The sequence below is a fragment of the Rothia amarae genome (genome assembly GCF_014705945.2).
In the GTDB taxonomy this organism is placed as follows: domain Bacteria; phylum Actinomycetota; class Actinomycetes; order Actinomycetales; family Micrococcaceae; genus Rothia; species Rothia amarae.
Map to the genome: position 1 here is coordinate 923,327 of NZ_CP061538.1, position 15,126 is coordinate 938,452.

Annotated in this window: 18 protein-coding genes; all 18 read left to right on the plus strand. The window is 52.1% G+C overall.

Going from position 1 to position 15,126, the window contains the following annotated elements; translation table 11 throughout:
• The 18 genes from IDM48_RS04460 to IDM48_RS04545 all read left to right on the plus strand — a co-directional run bounded on the left by IDM48_RS04460 (position 1) and on the right by IDM48_RS04545 (position 15,121).
• Positions 1 to 729, plus strand: a complete 729-nt coding sequence (locus tag IDM48_RS04460) for a VG15 protein (protein WP_190618248.1) — start codon at positions 1 to 3, stop codon at positions 727 to 729.
• 75 nt (positions 730 to 804) lie between these two features.
• Positions 805 to 1,326, plus strand: a complete 522-nt coding sequence (locus IDM48_RS04465) for a hypothetical protein (RefSeq protein WP_190618249.1) — start codon at positions 805 to 807, stop codon at positions 1,324 to 1,326.
• Positions 1,327 to 1,339: 13 nt separating this feature from the next.
• The gene (locus tag IDM48_RS04470) at positions 1,340 to 1,711 is read left to right on the plus strand and encodes a head decoration protein (RefSeq protein WP_190618251.1); all 372 of its coding nucleotides are present in this window, start codon (positions 1,340 to 1,342) and stop codon (positions 1,709 to 1,711) included.
• 11 nt (positions 1,712 to 1,722) lie between these two features.
• Positions 1,723 to 2,745: a major capsid protein gene (locus tag IDM48_RS04475; RefSeq protein WP_145176251.1), complete on the plus strand. Its 1,023-nt coding sequence runs from the start codon at positions 1,723 to 1,725 to the stop codon at positions 2,743 to 2,745.
• A 62-nt stretch (positions 2,746 to 2,807) separates the two neighbouring features.
• On the plus strand, positions 2,808 to 3,035 hold the full coding sequence (locus IDM48_RS04480) for a hypothetical protein (protein ID WP_145176248.1): 228 nt from the start codon (positions 2,808 to 2,810) through the stop codon (positions 3,033 to 3,035).
• A gap of 12 nt (positions 3,036 to 3,047) precedes the next feature.
• Complete coding sequence (locus IDM48_RS04485; RefSeq protein ID WP_145176245.1) at positions 3,048 to 3,440, plus strand: hypothetical protein; 393 nt, start codon at positions 3,048 to 3,050, stop codon at positions 3,438 to 3,440.
• Positions 3,437 to 3,793, plus strand: a complete 357-nt coding sequence (locus IDM48_RS04490) for a hypothetical protein (RefSeq protein ID WP_145176242.1) — start codon at positions 3,437 to 3,439, stop codon at positions 3,791 to 3,793. Before IDM48_RS04485 ends, IDM48_RS04490 begins: the two co-directional genes overlap by 4 nt.
• Positions 3,794 to 3,797: 4 nt before the next feature.
• Positions 3,798 to 4,034: a hypothetical protein gene (locus IDM48_RS04495; protein ID WP_145176239.1), complete on the plus strand. Its 237-nt coding sequence runs from the start codon at positions 3,798 to 3,800 to the stop codon at positions 4,032 to 4,034.
• A complete protein-coding gene (locus IDM48_RS04500; protein WP_145176236.1) occupies positions 4,031 to 4,441 on the plus strand; it encodes a hypothetical protein in 411 nt (136 codons plus the stop codon). The genes IDM48_RS04495 and IDM48_RS04500 overlap by 4 nt, the downstream gene beginning before the upstream one ends.
• Positions 4,434 to 4,625, plus strand: coding sequence for a hypothetical protein (locus IDM48_RS04505; RefSeq protein ID WP_145176233.1), 192 nt, complete (start codon positions 4,434 to 4,436; stop codon positions 4,623 to 4,625). The genes IDM48_RS04500 and IDM48_RS04505 overlap by 8 nt, the downstream gene beginning before the upstream one ends.
• A gap of 79 nt (positions 4,626 to 4,704) precedes the next feature.
• Positions 4,705 to 5,277: a phage tail tube protein gene (locus IDM48_RS04510; protein ID WP_145176230.1), complete on the plus strand. Its 573-nt coding sequence runs from the start codon at positions 4,705 to 4,707 to the stop codon at positions 5,275 to 5,277.
• A 109-nt stretch (positions 5,278 to 5,386) separates the two neighbouring features.
• The gene (locus IDM48_RS04515; protein WP_190618253.1) at positions 5,387 to 5,668 is read left to right on the plus strand and encodes a hypothetical protein; all 282 of its coding nucleotides are present in this window, start codon (positions 5,387 to 5,389) and stop codon (positions 5,666 to 5,668) included.
• Between the two features lie 17 nt (positions 5,669 to 5,685).
• Complete coding sequence (locus IDM48_RS04520) at positions 5,686 to 6,081, plus strand: DUF5361 domain-containing protein (RefSeq protein WP_145176224.1); 396 nt, start codon at positions 5,686 to 5,688, stop codon at positions 6,079 to 6,081.
• 57 nt (positions 6,082 to 6,138) lie between these two features.
• The gene (locus IDM48_RS04525) at positions 6,139 to 11,010 is read left to right on the plus strand and encodes a phage tail tape measure protein (RefSeq protein ID WP_190618260.1); all 4,872 of its coding nucleotides are present in this window, start codon (positions 6,139 to 6,141) and stop codon (positions 11,008 to 11,010) included.
• Positions 11,011 to 11,889, plus strand: a complete 879-nt coding sequence (locus IDM48_RS04530) for a phage tail family protein (protein ID WP_145176221.1) — start codon at positions 11,011 to 11,013, stop codon at positions 11,887 to 11,889.
• A gap of 9 nt (positions 11,890 to 11,898) precedes the next feature.
• Entirely contained in the window at positions 11,899 to 12,765 is an 867-nt protein-coding gene (locus IDM48_RS04535) for a hypothetical protein (RefSeq protein WP_145176218.1), read from the plus strand.
• On the plus strand, positions 12,765 to 13,880 hold the full coding sequence (locus IDM48_RS04540) for a hypothetical protein (protein WP_145176215.1): 1,116 nt from the start codon (positions 12,765 to 12,767) through the stop codon (positions 13,878 to 13,880). Before IDM48_RS04535 ends, IDM48_RS04540 begins: the two co-directional genes overlap by 1 nt.
• On the plus strand, positions 13,880 to 15,121 hold the full coding sequence (locus tag IDM48_RS04545; protein WP_190618264.1) for a hypothetical protein: 1,242 nt from the start codon (positions 13,880 to 13,882) through the stop codon (positions 15,119 to 15,121). The genes IDM48_RS04540 and IDM48_RS04545 overlap by 1 nt, the downstream gene beginning before the upstream one ends.
• Positions 15,122 to 15,126 lie beyond the last annotated feature (5 nt).

Here is a 15,126-nt window from a genome sequence, read left to right on the forward strand (position 1 = left end):
ATGTCTGACCCGGTGATTGATGCTTACCGTGCCAGGCAGGTAGCTCTTGATGAGAGTATCCGTTCCGCGTTGGTGAGGTATTTTGCTACGCAGGATTTCTCTGACCCTGAGCGTGTACGTGATGAGCTTCTTGTTTTTATTCCTAGCTTGGTTGATAGGTTCGGCCCGGTGTCTGCTGAGCTTGCGGTTGAGTATTACGAGGAAGCGCGGGCGGCGGCTGGTGCAGCGGGTAAGTTTGTTCCTGCCCCGGTTGATGCGCGTCTTTCTGACGAGCACATGGAGCAGTCTGTTCGTCGTCTTGCTGGCGGGTTGTGGTCTGATAACCCAGAGGGTATGGCTACGCTGGTTGGGTCTAAAGTGACTCGTTGGGTTCGGGCTTATGGGCGGCGCACAGTGGAGCATAATGTTCACCGTGAGGGGGCTGGGTTTGCCCGTGTCCCAAAGGGGAGTAAGACATGCTCTTTCTGTCTGATGCTTGCGTCCCGTGGTGTCTCGTATAAGAGCCGTGGTTCTGCTGGTGCTTCTCGTAAGTACCACGATGATTGTGACTGCGAGGTCGTGCGGGTTGAGCCGGGCGGTTCTTATCCTGCTGGATATTTACCAGATGATTTTCACTCTATGTATCGTGAGGCCGTGGAGGATTCAGGGAGTAATAAGTTGAAAGATATTGCTGCGTCGTTCCGTAGGCTTCACCCTGACGCTGTGACTGATGGTGTGACCGTCAAATAGTTTTCCCCCGCATCCGGTATGTGGGGTTCATTTATATTCGCCTCGTGTGGCGATCAAACCTAAAGGAGTCGGTAGATGTCTACTGAAAACGAAAACAAAGAAACCGTTGTTGAGGAAGAAGCGAAAGTTGAGTCCCCGGTGGACGAAACCGTAACTGATTCTGCCGGTGAGGTTTCTTCTCAGGAAGATGAAGAGCTAGGTGAGGGCGGTTTGAACGCCCTGAAAGCGGAGCGTAAAGAAAACGCTGACCTGCGTAAGACCGTGAAAGCTCTCAAAAGTGACTATTCGGCGTTGGCGGATAAGAACACTGAACTTCTTGAACAGCTAACCGAATTGCAGTCGGCGCGTGAAGCCGCTGAGAAGCGGGCGCTGGTTTCGGAGGCTGCTAGTCGGCATAAGCTCCCGGATGAGCTGCGCCGGTTCGTTGTTGGTGATACTGCTGATGAGATTGAAGAGTCCGCTGAGGTTCTTGGTAAGCATCTTTCTTCGCGTAACCCGTTGGGTCATGATTTCCTGCCGGGGGATCGTGATGATTCGGATGTGAAGATTGTTGCTGGCCGTGAGCGGGCTAATCGTGAATTTAAAAAATACTTGTAGAAAGGGTTGAGTTATGAACTTGACTGTTGAATACGCGGGTTATGGTCGCCAGAACGCTTGGCTTGGCTCCGCGCATGGTACTGATGCTACTCAGACCATTACCCTTGACCTGACTTCTGGTTTCAAGGCGGCTGACCACTTTGAAAATGGGATCGTGAAGTCTGGGCTTCCGCTCACTAAGCTTTCATCTGGTAAGTATGGTTTGCTCACTGGTGATGGTGAGCTTGCTGGTTTCTTGTACCAGCCTGTGAAGGCTCCTGCTGACCTTGCTAATGGTGTTGGTGCGGCGCTTCTTGAACATGGTCGTGTAAAGACCGCCAACCTACCTGTTACCGTGTCAGAGGCTTCTCAGAAGTCTGCTACCGGTCGAATCATCTTTGCGTAAGGGCGTGACACATGGAATTCAATAACTCCGATTTCGGTACTGCACGTGAGCTAACTGATTATGCTCGCACTATTCTGGAGAATGTTCGTAGCGCGCAGGACGCGGCTGGTCAGTTCACTTTGGCGAATGTTCTTCCTGACAACACTGTTGATGACATTGATTACGAAACCATTGTTGGTGGTAATCAGCTTGGTACTACTGCTGAGTACCGTGCTTACGATGCTGAGTCTCCCATTATGGAAGATGAGGGTCAGATCGTGATGCGTGGCCAGCTACCTCCCATCTCAATTAAGATTCCCAGCGGCGAGTACAAGCAGTTGAAGCAGCGTGACCAGGTTGTTGCCGGTCAGATGGATGACGCGGCGAAGCTCGCTAAGGCTATTGTGAATCGTGCTGAGTTCGCTCGTGCGCAGGTTCTCGAAGAGGGAAAGATTACTCTTCGTGAGAATGGCCTTTTCCTTGACGTTGATTACGGGCGTAAGGCTGAGCATACTCAGACTGCGGCTAATCTTTGGTCTACTGCTGAGGCTGACCCGTTCGCTGACCTTGTGAACTGGATGAACGTTTACAGTCAGACCAACGGCGTTTACGCTGGTGAGGTTCTGGTGTCGCAGAAGGTTCTGAACACTCTGCTGGCGAATGAGAAGTTCGCTACCGCTGTGTACGGTGCTAATGCTGGCCGCTCCTACGTTGCTATCGCGGATATGCAGTCTTACCTTGCGGCGCACGGTCTGCCGAATATTCGCGTGTATGGTGCTAACGCGCCTGTTGCGGGTAACCTGCGTAAGCCTTTCCTATCGGAGAACAAGATTACTTTTGTTCCTGGTGATAACGGTTTCGTCGGTCAGACTCTTTGGGGTACTACTGCTGAGGCTCGCCAGCCTAAGTACAACATTGATCGTACTGAACAGCCTGGCATCGTGGTTGGCTCTTACATCAAGGAAGATCCTTTGACTCTTTGGACAAAGGCTTCTGCGATTATGCTTCCGGTTGTTTCTAACCCGAATGCTACTTTCACTGCGACTGTTCTTTAGTCTCTGATTCTTCCCGTTTCACAGTCACCGCGATGGTGGCTGTTTTTGTTTAAGGAGTTGTTATGGCGGTTCTTGTCGCTAATACTACTGTGCGCGGTGAAGATGGGTTCCCTGTGGTTCTCACTGCTGGTTCTGAGGTTCCTTCGTGGGCTGGTGGGCTTGTTGGTGAGCATTTGCTTTCTGAACCTGTGAAGAAGCCAGTGACACGTGCAACTAAGGTTCCTGAGCCTGATAAGTCTGAGAGTGAACCTGATTTCACTCAGCCAGCTAAACGTGGTCGCCGTAAGTAAGGAGGTGTGGGCGTGATTCCTTTTTCTAGTGTGGAGAGTTTTCGCGCTCACGCACCTGAGATAGCCGCAGATGATTCGTTGGTGGAGCAGAGAATCTTTGAGGCTTCGGTCATGGTTCACGCTTCTTACCCCGATTTGCAGGGGCGGATTGATGCCGGTAACTATTCGGCGGATATTGCTGAGCTTGTGGTGAATCGTATGGTGCGCCGGTCTTTGGAATCTTCGGATGTGCCCTCTGGTATTGATTCTTTGCAGTCTACGGCTGGCCCGTTTGCGCAGACGGTTAGTTTCGCTTCTTCCCGCGATGGGAACGTGTTTTTGTCGTCTCAGGATAAGGCTCTTTTGCGTGGGCCTCGGCGTTCGGGGCGTGCTTTCACTGTGTTCCCTGCTGGGGGTGCGGTGTGAGTTTTCCTGAGCTGTTTGGGGCTTCTGTGCCTGTGACTGTTCGCCGTCGTGTTGATGGTGTGAAAGACCGTCATGGTAACGCCACGGTTTCCTGGGTTGATGAGGTGATCCATGTGTTTGGTGTAGCGCCTCGTCAACGTACTGAGAATGATGTGTTGGGGCGTGATTTTTCTACTCTTTCAGGGTGGGAGATTTACGCCCCTAAAGGCACTCAGATTAGCGCCTATGACCGTGTGGTTTTACCGGAGGGTGTGTGTGAGGTTGTTGGCGAGCCAGCTCGCTGGGACTTCACACCACCTTTGGGTAATCCTGTTGCGGGTGTGGTGTTCACTGTCCAGTTAGCTAAGGGGTGACAGTTTGGAGCTGAAACTAAACCGTAAGGGCGTAGGCGAAATTCTGCGTTCTCCTGAGCTTCGGAAGGTAGCTCTTGACCGGGCGCAAAAGATTGCTAACGCTTCCGGCGAGGGGTATGCCGCGACTTCGAGGATTGGCTCGAAACGTGCCCGTGCCTCTGTGTTCACTGAATCAAGAGAAGCACGCCTGGATAACGCGAAACGGCAAACAATCCTTAGAAATGTGGGAGCCGGTAGATGACAGAGATTCTAGTTCCGCGCGATGTGGAAGCTGATGTGCTGGGCGCGCTGTCACGATACGGGGTAGATGCTTCTACTATCGTTCCCGCTGATGCTGGGGCTGGTACGGTGCGTGTATCTCGTACTGGTGGGGATTTGGTGGCGAGTAACCAACGTGACCTTGCAGAGATGCTAGTTGAGGTGTGGGAGCAAGATTCTGTCTCTGCCTTCGATTCCGCTATCCGCATCTATGGTGCTCTTACTGATTGCGGCCTAAAAGGTCTCATCCTTCCTGGTGTGGCTGTCCATTCGATGGATATTGTGCCGCCGCGCTCTCTTGATGACCCGAATCGTCCTGACCTTTACCGGGTGACGATTCCTTTCACTTTTATTACTGATTTGACGACTTTGGAGGTCGAAAATGTCTAACACCAAGACGGGTATCGTTTATCACCCCGTTATTGCTGGCGTGACTCGTGAATACGAGAACGCAGATCACTTGAAAGCTTTCAAGGAGCAGGGCTGGCTTGAATCAGCCCCTAAGTCTGAGGTCGCTGCTGAGCCTGTTGTCCGCCAGGTTGACCCTGTGAAGTCGGAGACTTCTAAGAAGTAACTACTAAGTAGCCCCCACAAGCCCGTGCCGTTTTCTGGTGCGGGCTTCGCTATTTAAAAAAGATTTGGAGTCCATAAATATGGCTACTGTTACTAATAACACCGTCATTGGTGCACCTAGCTCAACCGGCGGATTGCGTGTTGGTGAAACTTCTGTCGCTCTTCCTACTGGCACTAAGGCGGCTATTGACCCTGCACTGAAGCTTGTAGGTCTTGTATCTGAGGATGGTCTGGAAGAGTCGCCTGAGCGCTCAACCGATGATATTCGCGCATGGGGCGGCGACATTGCCCGTACCGTGCAGTCCGAGTACGGTTTGAAGGTTACCTTCACCCTGATTTCCCGCACTGAGGTCACCTTGAAGGAGGTATTCGGGCAGGACAACGTAACTACTACCGTTGACCCTGACGATCCGGGTACCTCACTTCGTACGATTGTGAAGAACGAGAAGCAGCTTCCTTTCCGTGCTTGGGTTGCGGACATTATGGACGGCGACCGTCGCCTCCGCCTGGTGTACCCTAACGCTCAGATCACTGAGATTGGTTCAACCCAGTTCGTTCACTCTGACCTCATCAAGTACGAACTGACTCTTACTTGCTACAAGGATTCCTCCGGTAACAACGGCTACGAATACGAGTCCGTAAAGACTGCGTAGTCCCCCTTTTTCTTCCCTGGCGCGGTTTCATCCGTGGGGGCTTGCCGCGCCAGGGCTTCTTACTTTCTAGCCCCCATACTGATTCTTTTATCGAAAGGTTGCCCCCACTATGGCTACTTCCAAGAAAACCCATAAAGACCACCTCCCTGCTGATGGCGAGAACCTGGTTATCGAAACCGCTGCTGGGGATGTGAGTATCCCTCGTTTCAAGCCGAAGGCTGGTCTGATTCGCAAGAACCGCCATTTGTCTGAAATGGATTTGATGTTCACCATGTTAGAGCACTTCGCGGACGATGAAGCTCTTTCAGTGATTGATGAGCTTGGCCCGGAAGATTTGGCTGATTTCTTCAAGCAGTGGCAGGAACTTTCAGGCGCTAACCTGGGGGAATAATCACTCTAGTGGACATCATGGATAAGCATGGTGATTCACTAGAGTTCTGCCTGATTGAGCGCGGGTTGCGGCTACGTGATGTTGGTTCGGTTGAGTTCACTTGGCATGACCTGGCTGTAATTGTGAAAACCCTCGGCAACGGTTGGGGTAATGAACTGGCGGTGGCTTTGCACGGTGAGCGTGCCCGCTGGTCTGTGCAGGATCATATGTTTACCCGCATCATGAACACGGTTCAGTGGCTTGCGTGGACTAAGTCTAAGGGCGCTCAGAAGAACGGTAAACCTCCTGAGCCGGTTTATTTGCCGGGGTGTGAGCCTGAGAATGACTCGGATAAGCATTATGGTGTGGCGGCTTCTACTGAGGAAGTTATTGAGTTCCTTGGGGATGACGCTAGGGAGCTTTTCGGGTTGTGATGTGTTGGGGCTGTACAAGTTTTTGTGCAGCCCCTTTTCTATTTAAGGAGTGTGCAAGTGGCTATAGAAATCGCCGCTGCGTATTTACCTATTGTTCCTACCTTCCGCGGTATTAAGGGGGAGCTGGAAAAAGGTTTACTCCCGGTTGCTTCGCGGGTTGGTGTTTCTGCTGGTAAGAACATCAGTGATGGTGTTTCTAAAGGTATCGCTAAACCTGACCTTAGTAGGCTTGAAAATGAGGTTGTTCAGGCTCAGAAGCGCCTAGAGGATATTTCCGCTAAGTCAGCTTCATCTCAGGAAGCTTCTGCCCGTAAGGTTGAAGCGGCACAGCAACAGGTAGCTAAGGCGATGCGTGATTCTGAGCTTGCCGCTCAGAAGCTTGCGACGGCTGAGTCAGAAGCAGCTCGTTTGCAGGAGTCCGGTTCTGTTTCTGCAGGGAAGATGGAACGCGCGCAGCTTGCTATCCTAACTGCCCGTAATCGTCTTGCCGATCAGAACGCTTCTATGGTGAACGCTGAAAAGCGTCTTGCTGATGTGCAGTCTGCTCATGCGGATAGCGTGAAGCGTGGTAACGCTGAGTACATGGCTCAGGAGTCCGTGCTTAGAGGTGCCCGTGATGAGCTGGAAAAAACGCGCAACTCTATCAGTGAGATGGAGACCGCGGCGGAGCAGTCTTCTGGTGGTATTAAGGGAGCTTTTCAGCGGGCTTTTAGTGGTATCCGTGGGGGTGCTTCTAAAGCTGCTGATGATATTGATTCGGAGATGGGTGGCGCTGGTGAAAAAGGCGCATCTGGCATGGTCTCCGCTTTTGATGGTGCTTTCAAGAAGCTACCTGGATTATTCGCCGCTGTTGGTCTTGGCGCTACAATTTCGGCTTCTTTCACTGAGGCTATGGATCAGACGAACCTCAAAGGCAAGATAGCAGCTCAGCTAGACCTTGACCCGGCAACTGCTAAGAAAGCTGGTTCTGCCGCTTCACAGCTTTTCACTCAGGGCTATGGCGAGTCCATGGGTGACGTTTACGAGGCTACTAGCGCCGCGTTGAGTTCTATCAAAGGACTTTCTAGCCAGTCTGAGGGCGACATCGGGCGTATCACTGGGTACGCTATGAACCTTTCTGATGCGTTCGGTATTGACGTGGCTGATGCTGTTGGCTCTGTCGGCGTGATGATTAATAACGGTCTTGTCCCTGATGCGGATAAGGGTTTTGACCTCATGACGGGGGCTATGCAGAAAGTCCCTGCCGCTTTCCGCGGCGAAATGACCGATGCTATCACCGAGTATTCTAAACACTTCGCTGGCCTTGGTATCAGTGGTGAAGACGCCGTTGGGATGCTTGTCAAAGCGTCCGAAAACGGATCAATCGGTATCGACAAAATGGGCGACGCGGTCAAGGAATTCCAGATTCGCTCGACTGACATGTCTAAGTCAACTACTGGTGCTTATGAGGCTATTGGTCTTGATGCTGAGGAGATGACCGGAAAACTGCTTGCCGGTGGTGATACCGCGGAGGAAGCTTTCGGGCAGATTATTGGCGGCTTGATGGGCATGGATGACCCGACTGCTCAGTCCCAGGCGGCTCTAGCTCTGTTTGGTACTCAGATTGAGGATTTGGGTGTCGATAAGATACCGGAGTTTCTGGGGACTCTTGACCCTGCTGGGGATAAGTTTGATTCTCTTGATGGTGCCGCTTCGAAGATGGGGGATACCCTGCATGATACGGCGGCGAATAAGGTTGAGGCTTTTAAGCGGTCTATAGGTCAGGGGTTTGTTGATGTAGCTGCTAAGGCTATTGACCTGTTTGACGGTATCAAGGGCGCAGTTGCGCCTATTGGTGATTTCCTACGGGACACTGTCGATAAGTGGGGCCCATTCGCGGCTGGTTTGACTATTGCCTCGGCTGGTGCTGGTTTGTGGGCGGCTTCGTCGTCTATCGCTGCTGGTGCTACTGGTTTGTGGGCTGGCGCGATGACTTTGTTGCGTGGCGCGTTTACTTTCTTGACTGGCCCTATCGGTCTGACTATCACTATTGTTGGCGCTCTGATTGGTGCGGTTATCTATGCGTACCAGAATTTTGAGTGGTTCCGTAATGGTGTGAACTTCGTCTGGGACTGGATTAAGCAGGTCATTGCTGGGTTCGTTGATTGGTGGACTCAAGTCGCCTGGCCCGCGATTATGACCGGCTTGCAGTGGCTCGGAGACAAATTCGTCTGGCTGTACCAGAATGTGGTTCAGCCGGTGTGGGGTTTCATCACCGCTGTTATCTCTGGGTTCGTCACATGGCTGACTACTGTTGCCATCCCGTGGGTTTCTGGTGCGCTGCAGACCCTTGGTGGCTGGTTCTCGTGGTTGAATGACACGATTATTCAGCCGGTCTGGTACGCGATTCGTGTGGCTATAGCGGCTGCTGTAGCGGTCATTATGACGATTTTCCAGGGACTCTGGTGGGTCATATCGAATACTCTGGGGCCGATTTTCCTCTGGCTGTGGAACTCGATTATTAGCCCGGTTTTCACGTGGATAGCGGAGAAAATCGGCGGATTCGGAAGCTGGTTTAGCACAGTCGCTCTCCCGCTGATAACAGGCTCTCTGGATATTCTGAAAATCGCCTTCCAATGGCTGTGGGAAAAAGTCTCAGCTGTCTTCACCTGGATTTGGAATAAGGGGTACGCATTCGGGCAGTGGCTCGCAGTCACCCTGACTCCTTATATTCAGGCTTCACTAGATATATTGAAGCTTGCTTTTCATTGGCTTTGGGACAAAGTGAGCGCGGTATTCACGTGGAGCTGGAACAAAATCCAGGCTTTCGCGAACTGGTTTAATCAGACGATTCTTCCTTATATTCGTGCTGGCCTGGATGTTCTAAAGCAAGCCTTCCACTGGTTGTGGGAGAAAGTTTCGGCTGTATTCTCCTGGATTGGCGATAAGATAGCGCGAACTTGGGCTTGGATTCGTGACGCGATATTCAACCCGCTGATTTCTTTCTTGAAGCAGACTCTCGGCCCTGCTTGGCAGTGGCTTTCAGATAAAGTCGGTCAGGTCTGGGACTGGATTAGCGATAAGATTCGCCGTACTTGGAATTGGACTCGTGATAATGTCCTTTCGCCGTTGATGCGGTTTGTTGAGGATGATGTTGTTGGTGCGTTTACGCGCGCTAAGGATGGCATTGGCCGGGTCTGGGACAAAATTAAAGACAAGGTGAAAGAGCCTGTCCAGTTTGTCGTAGACACCGTTATCAATGGCGGGTTCATTAAGAACTACAACAAGGTAGCTGAAAAGTTCAAGGTAGATAAACTACCTGAGGTTCACCTTCCTAGCGGTTTCGCTACTGGTGGTATTATTCCCGGCTATGCTCGTGGCGGTATTCTGCCCGGCTACCAGTCGAAGAAAAAGGACGAGCTTCTTACCCCTATGCGTAAGGGTGAGGGTGTGCTTGTCCCTGAGGCTGTTCGTGCCTTGGGTGCTGATTTCATTCATGGTGTGAACGGTGCCGCCAACTCAGGCGGTGTCCGTGCGGCTGAGGAATGGAAGAAGAAGCACGGTGTAGCTTCTGGTGATGGACATGACCACGGTGCACCTGCTGGTGCGTATGGTTGGGCTGGTTCGTCTTTCCGTACCTCTGGGTCTATGCCTCCTTCTGGTGGTTCGGGTATTTGGGGTTCTTTCCAGGCTGCGGCTTCACGCGCCGGGGCTATGAACTTCCCAGATAAGTCTTTTCTGGGTGCTTCTACGAAGCGCGCGGCGCAGGCTTGGATGGGGCGTTCGGCGCTGAACGTGAACACTGATGGTAAAGGCCCGTCGGTGACTGTTGGTACTGGTAATGCTGGACCTTGGGGTTTCAATCAGGGTTCCTCGGTTCAGGTGAATCCTTCCGCGCCGTCGAATATGATCTTGTCGATTCTGATGCACGAGTTTGGGCACGCGCTTTCGCTTGACCACACGAATAATGGTGCGTCGGTTATGCATCCTGCTATTGCTGGTGTGAAGTCGCCTTCAGGTTCTGATTATGCTGCTCTGCGTAGCGCGTGGGGTAAGCCTGGTGAGGGTGTGAAGACCTACGACGTGAACGGCGGGGAATCAGGGTTCAATCTGAGGGACGTTCTGCAACCTATTTGGGATGCAACCGTCGGAAAGATGGTCAATGCGTCTATGGACGGTTTGGCAAAGATGTTCCCTGGTAACCATTTCGTGGGTATCGGTACTAACGCGGTGAAGCAACTGGTTCAGTCTGGTTTTGATTTCATCGTGGGTAATGGTGAAGGTGCTGATGACGGTGGTTCTTCTGGCGGTGATTGGACAGGCACGGTTAAGGACGCTTTGAAACGTACTGGTCTGCCTGTACGCGACGATTACGTGAATGCGTGGAAACGTCAGATTCAATCAGAGTCTGGTGGTAACCCGAAAGCAGTTCAGGGCGGATATACGGATATTAACTCAATCACTGGTGACTTGGCTAAGGGTCTTGTTCAGGTGATTGGGTCTACGTTCAACGCGTATCGTGACCCGTCTCTACCTAATGACCGTTTCAACCCGTTGGCTAACCTTGTTGCCGCGATGAACTACGCGAAAGCTCGCTATGGTACGTCTGGCATGTTAGGTGCTATTGGGCGCGGTCATGGGTATGCGCTGGGTGGCATCGTAGATTTTGCGCGGAGCGGGTTCCAAGCCCCTGGTCTTTACGACGACGGCGGCATGATTTCCGGTAAGGGTCTACGCCTTATCGACCATCAGCGCTCTACCCCTGACTACGTGCTGACATCGAAACAGTGGGACGCAATGTATCAAATTGCGGAGCGATCCGCTACGGACAATGGCACTAGCCAGCAGATCAACATTACTGTGCCTGAGCGTGAGGGTATTTCACCCGATACGTTTGGTGCTCGTATTGGTGAGGGTCTTGCATGGCAACTTTCTAAGATGGGAGTCTAAGTGGTTAAGGCGATTCGCGTCGCCACTCTTTCTGGTGCGGGGCTTGACTTGTCTTTCTCTAACGTGGAGGACGAGTCTGCCTCGTACCAGGCTTACCTTACTGACCTTGCTGGTTTTTACGGTGGGGTTGGTGTGAAAGATGACGGTTCACAGCGTACGCTGGGGCATGGCTTTTTTGCTGTGCCTTCTTTGCGTACTGGCCGGGAGCTTACTTTGAGTGGGACGCTTGTTTTTGATACTGAGCAGAACAGGTTGTTGGCTGACCGTTTCCTGTCTGGGGTTTTGTGGGATGGGGAGTTTGGGACTCTCACAGTCACTACGGATGATTTGACTCTTACGTCAACTGTGAAGCTTGGCGGGGAGATTAAGCATTCTTACCTGGGCATGACGGCGTTGGAGGTGCAGATTCCTCTTACCGCGCCTGACCCTTTCTTGTATGCCCCGGCTCGTGTGGCTCAGGTGTTCCCGGCTGGTTTTGGACAGGGTCTTGTGTACCCGCTTTTTACGACAAAAAGAAATCAAGACGGCGTTCCTGTCCTTGATTGGGGTAAGTCGGCTCCTATTGCTTCTGCGCTACCGAATGAGGGTAATGCTGATGCTTTTCCGGTTATCACGGTGCGCGGTGATTTCCCCGCTGGTTTTTCCCTGACCTGGAATGGTAGGTCAATCACTTACCCGTCCACGGTGGCAGCTTCAACGCCGGTGGTTGTGGATTCTAAGACCGGCTCTGTCCTGGTGGGTGGTATGGATCAGACATACAAATTGACATCCCGTGATTGGTTCACTGTTCCGGCTGGTTCTTCTTTCCAGCCCAGGATTACGGCTCTTGCGCCGTCTAATGGTTGGGCTGATGTTTCTCTTTCTTCAACGTATATGTAAGGAGTCTTTATGGCTACAGGTTTCGGCGTTGGGCCAGACCAAAACGGTAACGGTACGACCCCAGAGGATATTCAGGCGATTATCTCGGCTGAGTACATTTGGGCTGGCATTATCACAGGGTGCGATGTCAAAGGCACATCTGGTATGAACTATCAGGTGGTTGCTGGGGCTGTGGTTATCAAGCTTGATGATTTCCACAAAATCAAAGTGCCGGTGCTGGCGCAGACTGTCCCTACCGCTGCCGCTCCTGCAACGGGGTCGCGTACGGACATTATCTATGTGAAGCAGAATTTCCCCTCTACGGATGGCAATAACGGTGTGGTGGTTGGTGTAGGCGCATCTGTGCCAGCTAACGCCGTGGAAATTGGGCGAATGGTCATCCCCGCTGGCGCAACTTCAACCCGCCAGGGCACACCTACAGGCAACCGGGTTTTCACTCGCCCGGTCGGTGCTCAGTTCGGCGTGCTCTTTTCCTCGGTGGACACTGACACGACTGTGCATAAGCCAGGGGAGCAGCTCACTCGTGGCGCTGGCTCTTTCGGCCTGTGGACTGACTCAGACGTTGAGCTGAAGCTTTCCTCGTGCGTATCCTCCGAATTTGACACTAAAGAAGAGTACGGGTCAGTTATTTACCGTATCTATGTGGATGACATTCTTCAGTATTCATGGGAGCGTCGTTTTGACCGTTTCTATGAGTCGAAGGAGTTCTCCCGGCTGGTCACGCTCAAAGCAGGACGGCATACCGTGAAGTACACGGTTGAGCATCGTTTCAATCCTTCTGGCATGTCCGGTAATTGGCGTGTGCGCTATGGTGGTGTCGATAAGTTCTCTGGTGATGATTTCCGTGTGATCCATCGAGGGGTGGCTACACAATAATGACCGCTCACGAGAATGGCTGGAAAGTTTATTCGATTCGTACGACGACGGGTGAGGTTGGTTCTGAGCTTGACCCTGTATCAGGTTCTTGGTCTATTGAGTTGAATAAGACTGAGGATTTCTCAGTCACGGTGAAGAAAGCTGATCTGCTGCGTCGTGAGCGCCTGTGGTGGTTTCCTTGGTCAGGTGGGGTACTTTTCACGTATACAGGGCAGGACGGCTTAGAGTCCCCTATTGTGGCTGGACCTATTACTGATTATGGCACTGAGACTACAGATGAGCTTTCTTTCTCGTGTGGTGGTATCCGGAAGATTCTTGAACACCGAACGGTGTGGCAGTCTCTCGCGTACAAGGGGATGACGTATGGGGATATAGCCTGGGCGCTGGTTCAGCATGGGCTTGATCGTCCAGGTGGCGCGCTTCCTGTTGTCCGTGATTTCCCGGTTGAGAGTGGCAGGTATGAGCGTACTTATGAGGACTGGAATTTAGCTAATAACGGTATAGATAAGCGTCTCACCGAACTTTCCGAGGTTATCAACGGCCCGGATATTATGTTCCGTCCCCGGTGGGTAGAGGGCACGAATAAGCGGCGTATCGAATGGGTCATGGTGCATGGGACGGCGCTTTCTACGTCTATACCGCAGAATCGTACCCCTGATTTTGATATGACTTCGGCGGCTTCTGATGTGCTTGACCCGTCTATCAAGTCATCGGGCGCTAATATCCGTCACCGTGTTTGGTGTACTGGTGCGGGTGAGGGGGAGGGCGTGGCGCGTGCTTTCGCGCAAGACCTCTCCACCATCGAAAACCAGTATTCAATGCCGTTCCTTGAAGATGTCATGTCCGACTCTGACCAGGCTAAAGAGGACGTACTTAAGGTGAAAGCTGAAGGCGCGTTACGTGCCCAGTCTCAGATGGTTGACCAGCTCACTTTCAAGTATCACGGGCTTTCAACAAAGAATCCGCTGGGATCTTTCTACGTGGGTGACACTGCGAACGTGACGATGCGGGGCTGGATCAATATCCCAGACGGTACGCGGCCTATGAAGCTACTGAAGATGAACGGGAGCCTGGACAATATGGTGACTCTCGATTTTCAGGAAGGAGTCTGGTAGTGGCTAAGTACAATGATTTGCGTCCTACGCGCCCGGATGATTCTTTGAAGCGTCTGATGCGTCGTGTTGATAATCCGCAGACTGTGCCGCATGGTGTGAAGGTTGCCCAACCTGATGAGCGCGTGGTTTTCTATGATTCGTCTTATGTGGCGCGAACCTGGGATGGGGACGCTATCGCGGACTTCGACACTCGTATTAGCCAGGGCAAGGCGGCTATTGATGCGGCCACTGATTCTCTAAATCAAGCAGCGCAGGATATTTCCGCAGCACGTGATCGTATAGCTCAAGTAGAAGCTGATACGACAGAGGAAGCTATCGGGTCGACGGCGGCAAGTCAAATAAATTCGCGACGACTGATTGTGGGTCGGGATGCGATTCTGACGGGCACAGTGGATATTGCGCAGCTGAATGTCACTGGTGCTATGTCTGCTGAGCTGGTGAAATCTATGTCGTCTGAAACGAAAAAGCTGGTGGTCTCAGAGGATGCTATTTTGAATCGGGCGACAGTGGTGCAATCTCTTGTGACCCCTGAGCTGGTGGCTCAGAAGGTATCTTCGGCGCTGATTACTGGTTCAACGATTCAGACTTCTGCTAACGCTAATCAGGGTGTGAAGATTGATTCTACTGGGTATAAGGCTTATGACTCTGCGGGGAATCTTGCTGTGAATCTGGACGGTAAGAATAACCGGGTGGTGGGGTCTTTCGCTACTTCTTATGATGATTCTTCGGGTGTGAAGATTACTCAGAAGTCTACGGCGGCGGCGATTGACCTTTACACCCCTAATTGGGGCGGTAACGCTTCTTATCAGGACTCTCACGCGGGTATCTGGTTTGAGGTGCCTTCGAATTTAGCTAACCGGAAGCTGAACATTATTGCCACGGACAAAAAGGACGCTACTCGTGATGACCCGGGGATGCTTCTTTACCCTGGGGTTGGTATCGGTTTTCAGGGGCGTTTTGTTGCTGATTCACCGGCGTGGAAGATGGGGCGGGTGACTTCGGCTTCTCTTGCTCCGGGCGCGTCGGCGGATTGGGATATAACTTTTCCAACTGCTTTGACTGGCGATAATCCCGCCATTTTCCCTATGGTCACAAATGGTGCTAACGCGGTGGTGTCGTATGTGGTCACTAAGCAGTCCAATTCTGGTTTTCATCTTCGTGTGAAGAACACGGACACTTTCTCCACTGGGTCAGTTTTCGTGATTTGGTTGGCTATCGGTACTGGAATTTTGAACGGGTAGGAATT